Source organism: Xanthomonas sp. NCPPB 4467, from assembly GCF_041475665.2.
GTDB lineage: Bacteria > Pseudomonadota > Gammaproteobacteria > Xanthomonadales > Xanthomonadaceae > Xanthomonas > Xanthomonas dyei.
This window is the reverse complement of the sequence record NZ_CM191260.1, coordinates 383,417-400,829: the sequence shown is the minus strand read 5'-3', so window position 1 is coordinate 400,829 and position 17,413 is coordinate 383,417. Positions and strand designations below refer to the sequence as shown.

General features: G+C 64.5%; 17 protein-coding genes and 1 pseudogene. 8 read left to right on the top strand and 10 right to left on the bottom strand.

Going from position 1 to position 17,413, the window contains the following annotated elements; all coding sequences use genetic code 11:
* Positions 1-192 precede the first annotated feature (192 nt).
* Positions 193-624, top strand: coding sequence for a hypothetical protein (locus tag ACCQ06_RS01650; RefSeq protein WP_316689946.1), 432 nt, complete (start codon positions 193-195; stop codon positions 622-624).
* Between the two features lie 402 nt (positions 625-1,026).
* Here the strand turns inward: ACCQ06_RS01650 and ACCQ06_RS01645 are convergent, their stop codons facing one another.
* Entirely contained in the window at positions 1,027-1,602 is a 576-nt protein-coding gene (locus ACCQ06_RS01645; RefSeq protein ID WP_228324930.1) for a pseudouridine synthase, read from the bottom strand.
* A gap of 322 nt (positions 1,603-1,924) precedes the next feature.
* A complete protein-coding gene (locus tag ACCQ06_RS01640) occupies positions 1,925-2,779 on the bottom strand; it encodes a class I SAM-dependent methyltransferase (RefSeq protein WP_316689945.1) in 855 nt (284 codons plus the stop codon).
* A 233-nt stretch (positions 2,780-3,012) separates the two neighbouring features.
* Here ACCQ06_RS01640 and ACCQ06_RS01635 point away from each other — a divergent pair, with 233 nt between their 5' ends.
* From ACCQ06_RS01635 to ACCQ06_RS01620, 4 genes are all read left to right on the top strand, one after another.
* The gene (locus ACCQ06_RS01635; protein WP_316689944.1) at positions 3,013-3,981 is read left to right on the top strand and encodes an aldo/keto reductase; all 969 of its coding nucleotides are present in this window, start codon (positions 3,013-3,015) and stop codon (positions 3,979-3,981) included.
* Between the two features lie 105 nt (positions 3,982-4,086).
* A complete protein-coding gene (gene curA, locus ACCQ06_RS01630; protein ID WP_316689943.1) occupies positions 4,087-5,115 on the top strand; it encodes an NADPH-dependent curcumin/dihydrocurcumin reductase in 1,029 nt (342 codons plus the stop codon).
* 62 nt (positions 5,116-5,177) lie between these two features.
* On the top strand, positions 5,178-5,981 hold the full coding sequence (gene dkgB / locus ACCQ06_RS01625; protein WP_228324927.1) for a 2,5-didehydrogluconate reductase DkgB: 804 nt from the start codon (positions 5,178-5,180) through the stop codon (positions 5,979-5,981).
* Positions 5,982-6,266: 285 nt separating this feature from the next.
* On the top strand, positions 6,267-6,569 hold the full coding sequence (locus ACCQ06_RS01620) for a hypothetical protein (RefSeq protein ID WP_228324926.1): 303 nt from the start codon (positions 6,267-6,269) through the stop codon (positions 6,567-6,569).
* Positions 6,570-6,978: 409 nt separating this feature from the next.
* Here the strand turns inward: ACCQ06_RS01620 and ACCQ06_RS01615 are convergent, their stop codons facing one another.
* Positions 6,979-7,395, bottom strand: a complete 417-nt coding sequence (locus ACCQ06_RS01615; protein ID WP_104615279.1) for a hypothetical protein — start codon at positions 7,393-7,395, stop codon at positions 6,979-6,981.
* A 219-nt stretch (positions 7,396-7,614) separates the two neighbouring features.
* Between ACCQ06_RS01615 and ACCQ06_RS01610 the strand changes: the two are divergent.
* Positions 7,615-8,417: pseudogene (locus tag ACCQ06_RS01610) on the top strand (DUF2884 family protein).
* Between the two features lie 407 nt (positions 8,418-8,824).
* Here ACCQ06_RS01610 and ACCQ06_RS01605 read toward each other — a convergent pair.
* The 6 genes from ACCQ06_RS01605 to ACCQ06_RS01580 form a co-directional block, all read right to left on the bottom strand.
* Positions 8,825-9,856, bottom strand: coding sequence for an alpha/beta hydrolase (locus ACCQ06_RS01605; protein WP_228324924.1), 1,032 nt, complete (start codon positions 9,854-9,856; stop codon positions 8,825-8,827).
* Between the two features lie 19 nt (positions 9,857-9,875).
* Positions 9,876-10,304: an organic hydroperoxide resistance protein gene (locus ACCQ06_RS01600; RefSeq protein ID WP_055853607.1), complete on the bottom strand. Its 429-nt coding sequence runs from the start codon at positions 10,302-10,304 to the stop codon at positions 9,876-9,878.
* Positions 10,305-10,403: 99 nt separating this feature from the next.
* A complete protein-coding gene (locus ACCQ06_RS01595; protein ID WP_055853609.1) occupies positions 10,404-10,865 on the bottom strand; it encodes a MarR family winged helix-turn-helix transcriptional regulator in 462 nt (153 codons plus the stop codon).
* Between the two features lie 101 nt (positions 10,866-10,966).
* On the bottom strand, positions 10,967-11,122 hold the full coding sequence (locus ACCQ06_RS01590; RefSeq protein ID WP_316689942.1) for a hypothetical protein: 156 nt from the start codon (positions 11,120-11,122) through the stop codon (positions 10,967-10,969).
* A 223-nt stretch (positions 11,123-11,345) separates the two neighbouring features.
* Positions 11,346-12,440 carry a cell division protein ZapE gene (gene zapE / locus ACCQ06_RS01585; protein WP_104615282.1) on the bottom strand — a complete coding sequence of 365 codons (1,095 nt, stop codon included), beginning with the start codon at positions 12,438-12,440 and terminating at the stop codon, positions 11,346-11,348.
* A gap of 78 nt (positions 12,441-12,518) precedes the next feature.
* Entirely contained in the window at positions 12,519-13,181 is a 663-nt protein-coding gene (locus ACCQ06_RS01580) for an alpha/beta hydrolase (RefSeq protein WP_316689941.1), read from the bottom strand.
* A 66-nt stretch (positions 13,182-13,247) separates the two neighbouring features.
* Here ACCQ06_RS01580 and ACCQ06_RS01575 point away from each other — a divergent pair, with 66 nt between their 5' ends.
* Both ACCQ06_RS01575 and ACCQ06_RS01570 read left to right on the top strand, forming a co-directional pair.
* The gene (locus tag ACCQ06_RS01575; protein ID WP_228324923.1) at positions 13,248-14,123 is read left to right on the top strand and encodes an EamA family transporter; all 876 of its coding nucleotides are present in this window, start codon (positions 13,248-13,250) and stop codon (positions 14,121-14,123) included.
* A gap of 382 nt (positions 14,124-14,505) precedes the next feature.
* Positions 14,506-15,894, top strand: coding sequence for a hypothetical protein (locus ACCQ06_RS01570; protein WP_316689940.1), 1,389 nt, complete (start codon positions 14,506-14,508; stop codon positions 15,892-15,894).
* Positions 15,895-16,059: 165 nt separating this feature from the next.
* Here the strand turns inward: ACCQ06_RS01570 and ACCQ06_RS01565 are convergent, their stop codons facing one another.
* Positions 16,060-17,385 (bottom strand): GTP-binding protein, encoded by a 1,326-nt coding sequence (locus ACCQ06_RS01565; protein WP_104615285.1) that lies wholly within the window; start codon positions 17,383-17,385, stop codon positions 16,060-16,062.
* Positions 17,386-17,413: the final 28 nt, after the last annotated feature.

Below are 17,413 nucleotides of genomic sequence, written 5' to 3'. Positions count from 1 at the left end.
CGCCCGCCAGGAGAGCGGCTGGGGTGAGGGGACGGCCGCGCGTTGGTCGTGCAATGCGAAGCGGCATCTCTCTTGCACGCAGGCAACAGCGCTTTTTAACCGTTAGCCAAACGGCGCTTACTGCCGCTAACGCCGCCTATACGCCATTGGCCACAGACTGCAGGTCACGTACTCGGAAAGGAAACGCCTTCAATGAGCAAGCTGACTGTGATCACCGAACGCGCCCTGGAGCGTGCCCTGGAACTGGCCGGCACCGCCGGCGACCAACTGCGTCATGCCGCATCCACTGCGGGCGACCAGGCACGTAGCGCCGGCAGCAGCCTGCGTCATTTCGGTCCGGGCGCCAGCGAATGGCTGAAGACCGGCGTGGCCCTGGGCGCAGTGCGCAGCGGCGGCAAGGCGGCCAGCAAGCTGGTCAAGCGCAACCCGGCCATCACCGTGGCAGCGGCCGTCGCCGGCCTTGGCCTGATCGGCTATGCGGTGTATCGCAAGCGTCAGCGTGGTCAGCAGGTGCTGGGTGGCAACGTGCATCGTCTGGATCGCGAACACGCCAGCAATGCCAATGCACGTCGCGCCGCCTACCAGCGCCGCGCTGCAGTGACGCCGAGCGACGGCGTCGAATAAGACACCGAGTCCGCCGAACAGGCGGATTGCACTCCAGAACGCCACGGCCTCTCGCCGTGGCGTTTTCGTTTGTGGGCAGGCATTGCACAGCGCCGTGTGGCACGCAGCCGCACAGCAACCCACTGCGTTGCCGGATCGCTACGCCGCTTTAGAGCAGCTAAGAAAACGACTGCGCCCATCGTCAGGCGGGCGCGGCCGGTGCTCGGTGCTCGGTGCTCGGTGCAGCATGGACTACCCGTGCACGTACACGCCGGATCCGAGTGCGGCATCCACACCCACGTGAGAGCTGCTCGCTACGTGTCGTCAGCCGCTCGTTGAACGAGGCATGCAATCGCCGCAGTTCGATCGCAGCACTGGCGATTGCAGCCATCGCGCCATCGAGGTGATCGCAACAGCCCAGCGCTATCTACGCGACCCACGCCCCTGTCGCGGGCCAGGCGTGTCATCCACACGCCACTGGCCAGGCGCGAGCGCATCCAGTCTCCAGTCGCCGATCGCCACCCGCACCAGACGCAAGGTGGGCAGACCGACCGATGCGGTCATCCGACGCACCTGACGGTTGCGGCCTTCGGTGATCTGCAGTTCCAGCCAGGCATCGGGCACGGTCTTGCGCGCACGCACCGGGGGATTGCGCGGCCACAGCTCCGGCGCGGGGTCGAGCTTGCGCACGGTTGCAGGCCGGGTCGGGCCATCGTTGAGCAGCACGCCATCGCGCAGGGCTTGCAGCTGTGTCTCCTGCGGCTCGCCTTCCACCTGCACCCAGTACGTCTTGGGCTGCTTGTGCCGCGGGTCGGTGAGCCGATGCGCCAATGCACCATCGTCGGTAAGCAACAACAGTCCTTCGCTATCGTGATCCAGGCGGCCCGCCGCGTACACGTCCGGCGGCAGGCCGAACTCGCCCAATGTGCGCTTGGGTGGCTGCGAGCGGTCGCTGAATTGCGACAGCACGCCATAGGGTTTGTTCAACAGCACCAACATGGACAGCCCTGTGACAAGGAGAGCGCTGCGCATGGCGATCGCCGCGCGTGGCTGTGTAGCGTAGGCAAGATGCGCGCAGCCAGCAGTGCGATCGCTGGCGTGCCATGACAGGGAAAGAACAGGTCTCTCAGATGTGCACATCGACCATGATCAGCGGCAACGGTTTGCCACGCATCGGGGACCGGATTTTTGAAAACCGCGCAAGAGACCTGCGTTGCGTTCTTGCGCAGCCGGTCATGCATACGTAACCGCAAGCCACAGACAGCTGTTATGCGTAGCAACCACTGCATGCCGGCCACCTCGCCGGCATGCAGACACGTGCTTACTGCTTGACGAACTTCAACGTCATGCGGTCGCTCTCGCCGATGGCCTTGTACTTGGCATCGTCGGCCTTGTCGTGGCTGTTGCTTGGCGGCAACGTCCATACGCCACCGGCGTAGTCCTTGGTATCGCGCGGGTTGGCGTTGAGCTCGCTTTTGCCTGCCAGCTTGAAGCCCGCCGCTTCGGCCATCGCGATCACCTGCGCCTGACCGACATAGCCGCTCTTGTCGTCGGCCGGCACGTCGGTCTTGGCGCGGTGCTCGACCACGCCCAGCACGCCACCGGGCTTGAGCACCTTGTAGAAGCCGGCGAACATCGCCTCGGCACTGCCGGCCATGCGCCAGTTGTGCACGTTACGGAAGGTCAGCACCAGGTCGGCCGAGTTGTCCACGCCGAACGACGGCGACTTGGGCACATACGACACGAACGCCGGCTTGCCATACACCTCGGGCTTGGCCTTGAACTTCTTTTCCAGATCGTCGCGCGCACGCTGGGCGTAATCGCGGTTACGGCCTTCGGGCGCCGACGCCGGGTCGACCACCGCTGCCACGTACTTGCCCTTCTCGCGCAGATACGGCGCCAGGATTTCCGAATACCAACCGCCGCCGGGCGTGATCTCGATAACGGTCTGGGTCGGCTTGATGCCGAAGAACGCCAGCGTCTGGCCCGGGTGACGGTACTGATCGCGCTGCACGTACACACGGTCGCGCCAGTTGCCGTTGATGGCCGCCTGCAACGCAGCATCGGGCGCCGGCAGGCTTGCGCTGTCGGCCGGCTTCATGGCCATCGCCAGCGGCGCACTCATCGCCACCATGACACTCATCACACACGCACAGGCCAGCTTGTTGCGGATCATCGCAGCGCCCTCTTCCGGGTAAAAGTAGCGCGAGCCTAGCACGCGGCCCGGGGCCTGCCATGTGCCCGAATCGCTGCGCTCAGCTGTGGTTCGTATCGCTGTGCATACGCGAGATGTTCATATCCTGTGAGCCGATGCACACGATCGGCGGAACGCTGAATCCACATCGATGTCACACGCATGATCGGTGCGCATGACTATCCTGTCGGCAGTTCGCATCAGGAGCTTGAACGATGACTCACCCCCGCGCACTGGGCCGCTCCGGCCTGCAGGTTCAACCGATCGTCTTTGGCGGCAATGTGTTCGGCTGGAGCGCCGATGAGGCGACCTCGTTCGCCTTGCTGGATGCATTCGTCGATGCCGGCTTCAATCTGATCGACACCGCCGATGCGTACTCCGGCTGGGTGCCAGGCAATCGCGGCGGCGAGTCGGAAACCATCATCGGGCGTTGGCTTGCACGCAGCGGCAAGCGCGACAAGGTGCTGATTGCGACCAAGGTCGCCAAGTGGAGCGAACATCCCGGCCTGTCGCCGGAGAACATCGCAGCGGCGGTGGAAGATTCGCTGACGCGTCTGCAGACCGATGTGATCGATCTGTACCAGGCGCACGAAGACGATGAGTCGGTTCCGCTGGAAGCCACGCTGGCCGCGTTCGGCCGTTTGATCGAACAAGGCAAGGTGCGCGCGATCGGCGCGTCCAATTACAGCGCGTCGCGCCTGCGCGATGCGCTGGATACTTCCGAGCAGTACTCGCTGCCGCGCTACGAAAGCCTGCAGCCCGAATACAACCTCTACGACCGCGCCGGCTATGAAGCCGAGCTGGAACCGCTGGTGCGCGAGCGCGGCCTGGGCGTGATCAGTTACTACTCGCTGGCCAGCGGCTTTCTGACCGGCAAGTACCGCAGCAATGAGGATGCCGGCAAGAGCAGCGCGCGCGGCGCCTCGGTGGTCAAGCAATACGTCAACCCGCGTGGCCTGCGCATTTTGCAGGCGCTGGACGACCTGGCCGCCACCCACAAGGCAACGCCGGCGCAGATCGCGCTGGCCTGGTTGATCGCACGCCCCGGCCTCACTGCGCCGATCGTCAGCGCCACCAGCGTGACCCAGCTGCACGATGTGCTGGCTGCGGCGCAGCTGTCGCTGAGCGCCGAGCAGATTGCGCAACTGGACGCGGCAAGCGCGCCGGAACCGGCTGCCGCGTAACGCCGCCGCAGCGCGAGATCGGCCTGTTTATTCATTCGCGCAGCCACTGCGGTGGCTGTGCTCCCTCGGCCGCGCACGCGCGGCTCCCCTGCGAGGATCTTCCGCATGACATCGATCACCAACCGCCGCATCGTGCTGGCGTCGCGCCCGCACGGCGAACCCAACGCAGGCAACTTCCGTCTCGAAGAAGTCGCCCTGCCGCCCACCGGACACGAGCAGATTCTGGTGCGCAACCGCTTCCTGTCGCTCGACCCGTACATGCGTGGCCGCATGGACGATGGCCCGTCGTATGCGGCGCCCGTGGCGATCGATGCGGTGATGGAAGGCGGCACCATCGGCGAAGTGGTCGAGTCGCATCATGCCGACTATCAGCCCGGCGACCTGCTGGTGCTGCACGGCGGTTGGCAGACCTATAGCCTGCTCACCCCGACAACACCGCTGCGCAAACTGCCCAAGGACGACAGCCTGCCGCTGAGCACCGCGCTAGGCGTCTACGGCATGCCCGGCTTTACCGCCTACGCCGGCCTGCACGAGATCGGCAAGCCGCAGCCCGGCGAGACGCTGGTGGTGGCCGCCGCCAGCGGGCCGGTTGGCGCCACGGTGGCGCAGTTGGCGCGCCTGCAAGGCTTGCGTGTGGTGGGCATTGCCGGTGGCGAAGAAAAGGTGCGCTACCTGCACGAGTCGTTGCAGGTGGATGTGGCACTGGATCACCGTGCCGACGACTTTGCCGCGCAGTTGCGCGCCGCCACGCCCGACGGCATCGATATCTATTTCGAAAATGTCGGCGGCAAGGTGTTCGATGCGGTGCTGCCGCAACTCAACGACTTTGCGCGCATTCCGGTCTGCGGCGTGATCGCCACCTACAACAGCCGTGGTCAGGTACTACCAGGGCCCGATCGCCTGCCGGACTTCATGGGCCAGGTGCTGCGCAAGCGGCTGACCGTGCGCGGCTTCATCCAGCACGATTTCATCCGCCTGATGCCAGCATTTCTGCGCGAAATGGGCCAGTGGCTACGCGAAGGCCGCATCCAGTACCGCGAGCATGTGCTGCATGGCCTGGATGCCGCACCGCAGGGGCTGATCAGCCTGTTGCGTGGCGAAAACTTCGGCAAAGCGGTCGTCGCACTCGACTGATCAATGCGCAGCGCTCTACCGGCTCTTACGATTCCCCATTCCCCATTCCCAAAAGGAACACAATGACTGTCCCCGCATTCGGCCTCGGCACCTTCCGTCTCAAGGATCAGGTCGTCATCGACTCGGTGCGCAACGCGCTGGCGTTGGGATATCGCGCGATCGATACCGCACAGATCTACGACAACGAAGCCCAGGTTGGTCAGGCGATCAGCGAATCCGGCGTGCCGCGCGACCAGCTGTACGTGACCACCAAGATCTGGGTCGACCGATTCAGCCGCGACACGCTGCAGCCCAGCCTGCAGGAAAGCCTGCGCAAACTCGGCACCGACCATGTCGACCTCACCCTGATCCATTGGCCATCGCCAAAGGATCAGGTACCGATGCGCGAGTATCTGGAAGCCTTGGCGCAGGCCAAGCAGCAGGGCCTGACACGTGCGATTGGCGTGTCCAACTTCACCATTGCCCTGATCAAGCAGGCGATCGAGATCCTGGGCGCCGAGGCGATTGCCACCAACCAGATCGAGGTGCACCCGTACCTGCAGAACCGCACGTTGATCGCCTTCTTGCGCGAGCAAGGCATCCACGTCACCTCTTACATGACGCTGGCGGTGGGCGAGGTGCTGAAAGATCCGGTGATCCTGGCCATTGCCGCGCGCCACGACGCCACCCCGGCGCAAGTCACGCTGGCCTGGGCACTGCAACAGGGATATTCGGTGATTCCATCGTCGACCAAGCGGGCGAATCTGGAAAGCAATCTCAAAGCGCAGGACCTGCGCCTGAGCGAGCAGGACATGGGCGAAATCGCCACGCTCGACCGCGGGCAGCGGCTGGCCAACCCGCACGCCATCGCGCCCGACTGGGATTGATGCCGCACCGACGCATGCAGCGGGCTGAGAGCGGCTGACAAAACCGCTGCGCTCGCCGCCAGGCGGGCGCAGCCGGTGCTCGGTGTGGCGGCTACCACGCGTCCACGCCGATCTGCGTGCGCCGTCCACACCTACCTGGTGACTGCTCGCCATGTTCTAGCCACGCCTATCGCTGCACGCCTGACCAGCCCCGCGACGACCGCTCGTCGTCGCGGGCTGGTGAGCGACAGGCGGCGCTGCTACGGTGCCCGCACAGGGGGGTAGCCCGGTCACGGAGTTCTACCCATGCACAGCGCAGCCGTTCTGACCCGCAGCACCGTCAATGTCGACGCAGAGATCGCCTACTGGCGCGACGTCCATGCCGAAGGGCATCTGGGCGGCTATGCGTTTGCCGATTACGCCCGCGTGCTGATGCTGGGTTACGACATCTACCTGGCGTATCCGCGCGCCACCGAAGCGCAGCTGTACCGGGTACTGCAGGATGCGTACTACCAGGACCAACCGCTACTGTCGGTGCCGTGGGACCAGGCGCGCTGGATCGTGCGACATGCCTGGCAACATCTGCAGGATACGAGCGTGCTGCACTGAAGGTACCGGTGCTTCGGCACATCACGAGAATTTTGCGGGCTGGACGGTCAGCGTGTTTCCTGGACGGTCAGCGTGTTTCGATCAAGAAGCGCGTGCTGCGTGTTGTGCTTGAGCGCCATGTGCCCGCGATGAACTGCACACCGCCACGTTGTTTGATTTGGAAAAAGATATTCTTCGCGAGCCGCATCAAATCAGGCCGGGCCCGTAAGCGCGAATCAGCCGCCGTTTTAAGCGCGCGTGACGCTACAAAACATCGAACACACGCTGGCGCGATAAGGCTGCTGACCACACCAATCGCACGCACCACACGGTGACACAGACGCACGGCCTGGCCCAGCGCACTACTCCGCAGCGTCATCAACCCGGTGACAGCTGGCCGCGCAGCAGCGCGCGGCATCTTGGGCAGCGATCAGTTCAACTGCCCCATCGCCATCGCCTGCCGATCGATACGGTGCTTTTCGGCCAACGCCTGCATGCCTTGCAGCGTCGAGGCGATCAGGCTTGCGTAACGCAGCCGCCACAGGTTGGCGCGGTCGTTGTCGTCCTGTGTGCTGCCCAGCCCATCCAGCACCTGCGGCAAGCGGCGGTCTGCCAAGGCGGACGCGGCCAGATAAGGCTTCGGCGGTGCGATCACATCCACCGGCGCGCGCCAGTCGTTGGCGACGTGGCGGGCGATGCCGGCCAGGTGCGACAACTGATGCATGCCGATCAGGGTTTCGTGCAGCATCTCGCGGCACGCCCATTGCCACAGCGCCACCTTTTCCGATGGGTCCTGGGCGATTTCGGTCAGCGCCAGGTCAACCTTTTCGATACGTGTGTCGAGCATTGCCGAGCTCCGATGCTGCTATGCAACATAATTCACACCATACGCCGTGAGAATCAAGTGAGCCAGTCGTTTGGATACCGTCATCGCGCCGATGCTCGACCCGGTTCACGCTTTGCGACGACCGCCGGTCGGAGCGGCACCGCCGGCACCCTGACTTCCTGCCCATGCAGCTCACGCGCCGCTGCGGGATGCTGCAAACCCCAGCCAGCGGTCACTCCCATGCGCCTTGCCATCCTTGTGCCGCTGCTTGTGTTGGCGACCTGCGCTGCGCAGGCCGAGACCGCCAAGCCGCAACTGTCTTCGCGGCAATGCGAGGTCAGCACCTCCTACGACGTGCTGGCCGACAGCGGCGGCATCTGGCTGCGTCGCAAGCAGGGCGCGCCACGCGAAATTTTCTTTCACGGTGGCGAGCTCAATGTCGACCGTCAGGCGCAACCGGTCAGCACAGCCGATGCGCAACGGCTGCGCGAGCTCGAACAACGCACCCGCGCGATGATGCCGGCGGTGACCTCCATCGCCCACTCGGTGGTCGACATCACCTTCGATGCGCTCGGCGGTGTGGTGCATGTGCTGTCCGGAAGCGCACGTCAGCAACGCAAGGTCGAGCAATTGCGCACCGGCGCACTGGCGCAGGTGGATGGCAGCCTGGGGCGTGGGCGCTGGGAGCAGCAACTCTATTCGACGAGCGCTTCGAGGCCAGCGTCGAAGCCGCAGCCGAGGATCTGGCCGGCAGCCTCACCCGCAGCGTGATGTGGACGGTGATGACCGGCCGCGCTGCGCAGCTGGAACGCCGTGGCGCGGAACTGGATGCGCGGCTGGAGCAGACCATGCAACAGCGCAATCAGGTGCTTGAGACACAGGCCCAGGCGGTGTGCGTGCATGCGCAGGCGCTGTATGCCATCCAGCAGGCGCTGGAATACCGCTTCCAGGGCGAACAGTTGCAGATGCTGGAACTCAACACGCCCGCGCCCAAGGACGACGCACCGGTCTCTGTCAGCGTGGTTGCCACCGCGGCGCATTGAACGCGTCACCCGTGTGCTGGGTTTGCTCGTCCAGGACCATCGCCTGATGCGCCGTGTCTTCATTCGGAAGAGTCACGCGCTAGCGGAAAGTCGCGTGGCGATCGACCGCGTTTGACCCATTGCTGCCTGGCGCAGAAGCCAGTTGCGTCACGCATCCGACACCGCCTGCGGCTGTTCCAGCTCCAGCACGGCACGCAAGACGACGCACACACATACGCCCGATGCGGCCGCACCGGGCGTATCTGCTGTGGCAATCCACACTCACACGAGGGCACCGAGCCGCGGGCACACACCTCCACCCGGCTCACCGTGAAGTGACCGCGGCAGTTCTCTTTAAGGGTGTACTTTCGGCTGCCGAACGCGCCGTCAACAGGGGCTGACGAACACCGAGCGGTCAACGACCACGGTTACTTGGCCAGATGCTGCTGCAACTCATCGCCCGCCTGACGGATGGCGGTGCGCACTGCCGGCACCTCGCTGAGCGCGTTGAGCAGGCCGTAATCGTGGATCAAGCCGTTGTAGCGGGTCACGGTGACGTCCACACCGGCCTGGTCCAGCTTGCGGCCGTAGGCTTCGCCTTCATCCCGCAACACATCCAGCTCGGCGGTCTGGATCAAGGTCGGCGGCAAGCCCTTGAGCTGCTCCACGCTGGCCTGCAACGGCGAGGCATAGATCTCGCGGCGCTGCTTCGGGTCGGTGGTGTAGCTGTCCCAGAACCAACGCATCATGTTGCGGCTGAGGAAATAGCCCTGCTGATACTGCTGGTAGGAGCCGTTGTCGAACGCGGCATCGGTCACCGGCCACAGCAGCACCTGGTAGCGGAGTGCCGGCGTGCCGGCCGCCTTGGCCTGCAAGGCCACCGAGGTCGCCATGTTGCCACCCACGCTGTTGCCGACCACCGCCAGGCGCGTGCCGTCCACGCCAAGCTCGGCGCCGTGCTCGGCGACCCACTTGGTGGCCGCATAAGCCTGGTGGATGGCGACCGGATAACGCGCTTCCGGCGACGGGCTGTAGTCCACGTAGACCGCTGCCGCGCCCGAGGCGCGCGCCAGATCGCGGATCAGCCGCTCATGGGTGGGGAAATCTCCCAATACCCAGCCGCCGCCGTGGAAGAACATGAACACCGGCAAGGTCTTGCCGGCGCTGCCCGGCGGCTTGACCACCACCAGGCCGAGCGGCTTGCCGTCGACGGTGATGGTCTTGCGGGTGACCTCGGCGGCCGGCAGCGTGGCGCCGGCCTGCGCGTCCACCAGTATCTTGCGGGCCTGCTGCGGGGTGAGCTGCTCCATCGGCTTGCCGCCGGAGGAGTTGAGCGCGTCCAGGAAGGCCTGGACCTTGGGTGAGGCGGCCGGTGCGCTGGAATCGGTCGGCGCGGCAAGCGCGCCGCCGATTGCCGACGCCAACGTGCCAACCAACAGCAACGATGCGTAGGGTTTCATGGGGATGTCCGGGGTGGAATCAGGCCAACGTCAGGGTGACGTCGATGTTGCCGCGGGTGGCATTGGAGTACGGGCAGACCTGGTGGGCCTTGTCGACCAACGCCTGCAGTTCGGCCTTGTCCATGCCCGGCACGGCAACGCGCAGTTCGACCGCGATGCCGAAGCCGCCAGGAATCTGGCCGATGCCGACGCTGCTGTCGATGCTGACTTCGCCCGGCAGCTTGAGCTTGTCCTGCGCGGCCACGGCCTTCATCGCACCGATGAAGCAGGCGGCGTAACCGGCAGCGAACAGCTGCTCCGGGTTGGTGCCGTCGCCGCCAGCGCCGCCGAGTTCGCGCGGGGTGGACAGCTTGGCGTCCAGTGCATTGTCCGAAGACACGGCACGGCCTTCGCGGCCGCCGGTGGCAGTGGCGTGGGCGGTGTAGAGGATCTTTTCGGGTGAGGCCATGGTGGTTCTCCTGAGTGAGCGCAGTGCGCGGTTAACAAATTGTTAGCGATTAAATAGTGTGCTATTTAACGAATCAAGCGATTGGATGCGAGGACAGGCTTATCCCGCACCCAGGCTGGAGCGTAGCTTTTCCAGTTCCTGCTTGAGTTGACGCAGTTCGTCCAACGAGCAGGCCGAGGCGCAAAACACCTGCTCCGGCACGCGGCCGGCCTTGCTGCGCAGCGCGCGCCCGGCATCGGTCAGCGCAATGATGACCTGGCGCTCGTCGCTGACGGCGCGCGTACGGGTGACCAGGCCCGCGCTCTGTAGCCGCTTGAGCAGCGGCGTCAGCGTGGCCGAATCCAGATACAGCCGCTCGCCAATTTCCGACACGCTGCGGCTATCGGTCTCCCACAGCACCAGCATCACCAGGTACTGCGGATAGGTCAGGTCCAGATCCTTCAGCAGCCCGCGGTAGAGCTTGTGCATCGCCAGGTTGGCCGAATACAGCGCGAAGCACAGCTGGTTATCCAGCTGCAGCAGGGCATTGGTGCGGTCGTTGGTGGCGGTGACAGTGTCCATGGGCTGCAATTTACATAGCGCACCATTTAATTGCAAGCGATTTTTTGAAATTAGTTTGCCATGGATTGCTGGAGCCTTGTCGCCATACGTTCGTCTGGCCCCTACCGGCGCCTGTCGACACCGGCAGGCCAGGTCTTGCCATGGCTCGACGCGATGGCGTGGCGTTCGTTCTGCCGATGGATGGCGAACGTGCCCAGCGCAACCTGGCTGTCGCCGTCGTCGCGCCGTTCGATCGCTGCAGACAGCGTCACGGCCATGCCGTCATGCAGCCAGTGGCTGGCAGGAACAGGTCATCCGGCATGACAGGCGGCAGCATCGGCTGGCGGGTCACAGGTCACGGGTCACGGGTCACGGGTCACGGGTAGATAGGCAACCATGGCATCTCGTTCAACAACGCGCCGCCGCCAAACTGGCTCTACCCGCGCACTTCTTCGATGGCGCCGATCTTGTAGCGCCCCGGCGCAGGACGCGCGCGTGCGCTCACGCCCGATGCGCAGTGGCCAGATACTCGGCGCTCTGCATTTCGATCAAACGCGAGGCGGTGCGCTCGAAGGCACCGGCCAGGCGCTGGCCGCTGTACAACGCTGGCGGTGCATCCTGCGCGGTGCAGACCAGATTGACGTGGCGGTCGTATAGCTCGTCGATCAGGTTGACGAAGCGCCGCGCGGCATCCTCGTTCATGCGATCGAAATGCGGAATGCCACCCAGCAACACGGTGGTGAATTCGCGGGCGATCTCGATGTAATCGGCCGGGCCGCGCGGGCCTTCGCACAGCGCAGCAAAGTCGAACCAGGCGATGCTCTTGCCGCGCGCGCGCACCGGGATCTTGCGCGCTTCGATTTCGATATTGCCGCCGCGTGCCTCGGCATTGCCGCTCAACTCGCTCCAGCGCTGCAGCAGCCAGTCGTCGGCCTGCACATCCAGCGGCGCGCGATACACCGGTGAGCGCGTGAGTGCGCGCATGCGGTAATCCTCGGTGCCTTCGGCGTAGAGCTCCACGCAGAATTTCTGCAGCAGCCCGATCGCCGGCATGAAGCTGTCGCGCTGCAGGCCGTTGGCGTAGAGGTTTTCCGGTGCGGTGTTGGAGGTGGTCACCAGGGTCACGCCTTCGGCGAACAGGCGCTCCAGCAGGCGCGCCAGCAACATCGCATCGCCGATGTCGGTGACGAAGAATTCGTCCAGCACCAGCACGCGCAGATTCTCGCGCCATTGCTGGGCGATCTTGGCCAATGGATCGCTTTGCCCGGCGTGTTCGCGTAACTGCTCGTGCACGCCGCGCATGAAACGGTGGAAGTGGGTGCGGTACTTCTGCTTGATCGGCAGGCCGTCGTAGAACAGATCGACCAGGAAGGTCTTGCCGCGCCCCACGCCACCCCAGAAATACAGGCCGCGCACCGGCTCGGGCTTTTTCCAGAACGCCGACAGCCGGTCCAGCCAGCCGTCCTGCGCGCTGTCCACCAAGGCCTCGTGGATCCGGTCCAGCTCCGCCAGTGCCGCCTGCTGCGCAGGATCGGCGCGCCAGTCGCCGCGTTGTACGCCGGCGGCGTAGCGCTGCGACGGGGTCATCTCACTCATTACCTTCTCCGCGGGCCGGCTGCTGCCCTGCCCGCTCAACGGCGCATCGCCAGGCGATACGCGTGGTCCATGCCGCGGTCAGATAGCGGCCGGCAACCAGCGCCGGACACCATGCTGGATCGCACCGCGCAGGTCGATCAATTTGCGGTGGAAGAAGTGGCTGGTGTCGGGCATGCGCACCAGCTCGGGCTGCTGCTCCAGGGTGTCCAGCCAGGCGTACACCGCCTGCGGGTCGACGATTTCGTCGGCATCGCCCTGCACCACCAACCACTGCGCCGGCGGTTGCACGTCGCTGAAATCCCAGCGTCCGGCCGGCGGTGCGATCGAGATCAGCACCTGCGGCGCCAGCGCGCGGGCAGCACGCAACGACACATACGCACCGAAGCTGAAGCCGCCCAGCCAGAGCGTGTCGCCGGGCCGCTGCGCACGCACCCAATCGGCCACCGCGCGCAGATCGTCCTGCTCGCCGTCGCCGTGATCGAAGCTGCCGGCCGAGGTGCCCACGCTGCGGAAATTGAAACGCACCACGGCGATGCCAAGCTCGCGCAGCGCGCGCGCGGCCATGGTGACGACCTTGTTGTGCATGCTGCCGCCCTCGGTGGAGAGCGGGTGGCAGAAAATAGCGGTGACCGGCTGGGCGACAACGTCCGGCTCGGGCAGGTCGACCGCGACATCGAGCGGACCGACCGGGCCGTCCAGCGTCAACGCTGCCGATTCGGTGGGGAATGGAGGATTGGACATGCCCTCATAATAGCCGCCCCGCCGGCCGCGTTCATCGCCCTGCCTGCACACTTCGTTGCGTTGCCCATGCATTTTCTGCTGTTTGCCGTTGTCTGCAGTGTTTTGGTGTCGGTGGTTCTCAAGCTGCTGCCGCACTATCGCGTGGACGCTGCGCAGGCGATCACCTGGAACTACGCCACCGCCGCGCTGCTGGCATGGCTGACCCTGCATCCGGCACTGGACACGCTGCGCGCCCCGACCACGCCCTGGCTGGCATTGTTTGCATTGGCGGGGGCATTGCCTTCGATTTTCATGCTGCTGGCACGCGCGGTGGCCACCGCCGGCATCGTACGTACCGATATTGCACAACGGCTGTCGCTCCTGCTCTCGCTGGCAGCGGCTTTCACCCTGTTTGGCGAGCCGGTCAACGGCTGGAAGCTGGCTGGACTGGGCCTTGGACTGCTGGCCATCGTCTGCATCCTGCAACGGCCACGTCACGGCGGCGGTGCAGATGCGGCGCCGCCGTCGATCGGCTGGCCGTGGCTGGCGGGGGTGTGGATGGGCTTTGCCCTCATCGATCTGCTGCTCAAGCACATCGCACAGGCCGGTACGCCGTCGTTGACGTCATTGACGCTGTGCTTTGCGCTGGCATTTGTGCTGATGCTTGGCGTTCAATGCATCCGCCGCGATCGTGTTGCGCGTCTGAGCTTTCGAAACCTGCTCGCCGGCGTACTCATCGGCGCGCTCAATTTCGGCAACATCCTGTGTTACGTGCGCGCCCATCAGCTGCTGCCGCATAGCCCGGCCACCGTCTTCGCCAGCATGAATCTGGGCGTGGTCATCCTGGGAGCGCTCGTGGGCAACTTGGGGTTTGGCGAGCGGATCGGCCGGCGTGGGTGGATGGGGCTGCTGTTGGCGGCCCCGGCGATTGCTGCCATTGCCTGGGGGATGCATTTGAGCTGATAAGCGCTTTCGGCTGGCGCGACGCTGGTTCGCAACTCGCCTCTGCGGGAGGTTGCAGCACTGGCTATTCTGAGAGCAGGTCCAGCAAAGGGAGTGTGTGATGCGCGTGAATCCATTCTCGAGCAGCCGTTATCGAGTCGCCCCTGAACCGCACGGCCCAGCCTCACCCGATACGCCAACGTCAAAGGCCAGCACGTCCCCCAAGCACGCGCTCTCTCAAGCCCCCAAGTCCGCAGCAGCGCAAGGCGTATCGAAATCTCAACGCGGCATGCTCGCCTCAGCGCGTAAATCGCTGACATTGCTACGCAAGCAGCTGTCTCTGACATGCATGGGCTCCCCGACACTTGAAACAGCAGAGAGTCCGTCACCGCGCACCACCCCCATGTCGCCCAACGCAATGCCCGGTCGCACCAAGCAGATGCAGGGGCGGCAAGACCGCGTCGATGAACGTTTTCAATCACCCATCCCCGAAACAATGCGCCGCGACAAGGAGCAACCGCCGCCGCAGCGCATGCCAGCATCGCATTCGATGCCGATCACGCCCAAGCCGTCGTCGGCGCCTTCGTCAGCCCTGCCGCCCAATCGGCAGCCCTCACTGCGCAGCCTGGATCGGGAGCTGGCAGAGATCACCCAGCACTGCCACGCAATTAGAAATCAGCTGCTACAGGAAGGCCGGAGGGCAACGCCGCACGAGCGGCAGCTGCTCGATAAGCGTCAGGCCCTGATCGCCCAGCGCAAGGAGGTCAGCGATAGTCAGCTCAATGCAATGTTGGTAGCGCTCGCACCGATGGAAGATATCCGTGCACCGCGAGCCACGACCAGCGGTCACTCCAGGGTCCAGATGGACGTCATGCAGCACAATCGACGCGAGTTACGCAAGATAAGAGAAAAATTCAGCGACAAAGAAGAAAGAAGCGTCGTGGACAGAAACTATGCGCGCGCACAACGGCGGCTGGAGTCTCTGAAGAAAGGCAACGCACCCCACGACCAGATAGCGCGGCTGGAACGCATGATGCAAGGCTATGAAAACATGCTTGCGCTGGAACGGATGGCTGAAAGCACCGACAATCAGCTGGAGCAAGCCCCACCTACAAGACATTCCTTGGCGATTCCACCCAAGCCAGCGCCGATGCCTTCTCCGGCCCCACAGCTCAGTCGGCAACGCTCGCTGCGCAGCCTGGATCGGCAGTTGCTAGAGATCAACCAGCACTGCAGAGCAGTTAAAAATCAGCTGCTGAAGGAACGCCGGAAGGCAACTCCAGAAGAGCAGCAGCTGCTCGTTGAGTTTGCGACCCTGATCGCCGAGCGCAATGAAGTCCGCAAGAGTCAGCTCGATGCATTGTTGGTCGGGCTTGCACCGATGCAAGACATCCGTGCACCGCGAACCACGACCAGCGGTTATTCCATGGTCCAGGGGGACGTCATGCAGCACAATCGACGCGAATTAATCAAACTGCGACAAATGTTCGCCGACAATAAAATCGAAAGAAGCGTCTTGGACGCAAACTACGCGCTCGCAGAACGCCGACTGGAGTCTCTGAAGAAAGGAAACACAGACGACCACCAGATAGAGCGTCTGGAACGCATGATGCACGGCTACCAAAACATGCTTGCGTTGGAACAGATCGTCAAAAGCACAGACGATCAACTGGAAAGGCTGGGAGCGCCACGCCTGATGGCAAGCATCCCAACCACTGCCGAAGAGCGTCGACAGGCCCTCGAGAAAGAAAGAGATGCCCATCAGGAGGCACTCGACAACGGCTACTACTGAAGATCCAAACGTCGGTTCAGCGCAAATTCACCCCGCCCGGATGCCGCACATCCGGCATCCGACACCACGGCACGTGGCGGCGCATTCCGCACGCCACGCCGGGAGCCGCCAGCCCGCGTCCGGGCGACGAGCACACAGATGGCGATGGCGTGATTGACGCCGCCATCAACGCTCCCACTGCGGGAACGGATCCTCCAGCAGTTGCCATTGCGCCGGGCCCTGGCGCAGTTCGTGATCGCTGAGCAGGCACGCGTCCAGCGCAGCGCGCGTGCGCGTCGTATCCATCTCCACACCGATCACGGCGAGCTCCTGGCGACGATCTCCCCATAGCGGGTGCCAGAGCCGCTGCATGGCGACGTACTCGATGGCATCGCCCACTTCATGCAGCTGCGGCAGCGGCGCGGTCCAGCATTGGGTCTGCTGCCGCTGCCAACCGATGTCGGTGTACGGCAGCGGCGTGATGCTGGTCTGCAGCCGCTCGCCGATCGATTGCGCATCCACGCGATGACGTGCGGCAAACCAGAAGCCGGCGGCATTGGTCTGGGTGGCGCCACCCACGCTGGACAACTCGCCTACCCAATCCATGCGGCTGGCCAACCAGAAAAATCCCTTGCTGCGGATCACCTGCGGCAGCCCGTTGTGCACCATGCGCGCAAACCGCTGCGGGTGGAACGGCCGACGTGCGCGATACACGAAACTGCTGATGCCGTATTCCTCGGTCTCCGGCGTGTGCTCACCGCGCAGTTCCTGCATCCAGCCCGGCGCCAGCTGCGCACGGGTGAAATCGAACCGCTTGGTATCGAGCAACTGATGCAAGGGCACATCCCCGTGCGCCGCATCCACCATCGCCGCCTCGCGATTGAGCGCACGCAGCACCGCGCGCAGACGTTGCAGCTGCGATGCATCGATACGGTCGCACTTGCTGATCACCAGCACATCGGCGAACTCGACTTGTTCGCCCAGCAGTTGGACAACGCCGCGCGTATCGTCCGGCCCGGCTTGCTGACCCAGCTCGGCCAGCGTGGCGGCCGAGCCAAAATCCTCCAAGAACCGGCTGCCGTCCACCACCGTCACCATGGTGTCCAGGCGCGCGACATCCGACAGGCTGAAGCCGTCCGCATCGCGTACTGCAAAGGTGGCCGCCACCGGCATCGGTTCGGCGATGCCGGTCGATTCGATCAGCAGATAGTCGTAGCGGCGCTGCTCGGCCAGCCTGCGCACTTCCTGCAGCAGGTCGTCGCGCAGCGTGCAGCAGATGCAGCCGTTACTGAACTCCACCAGCGTCTCTTCGGTCCGCCGCAATGCGGCGCCGCCGTCGCGCACCAGCTGCGCATCGATGTTGATCTCGCTCATGTCGTTGACGATCACCGCCACCCGCAGGCCCTGTCGGTTGTGGAGGATGCGGTTGAGCAAGGTGGTCTTGCCGGCACCCAGAAAACCGGACAACACGGTGACGGGAAGACGCGGATCGCGGGCGGGGGACAGGGACATCCGGACAACCTCGGGAGAGTGAAGTGTT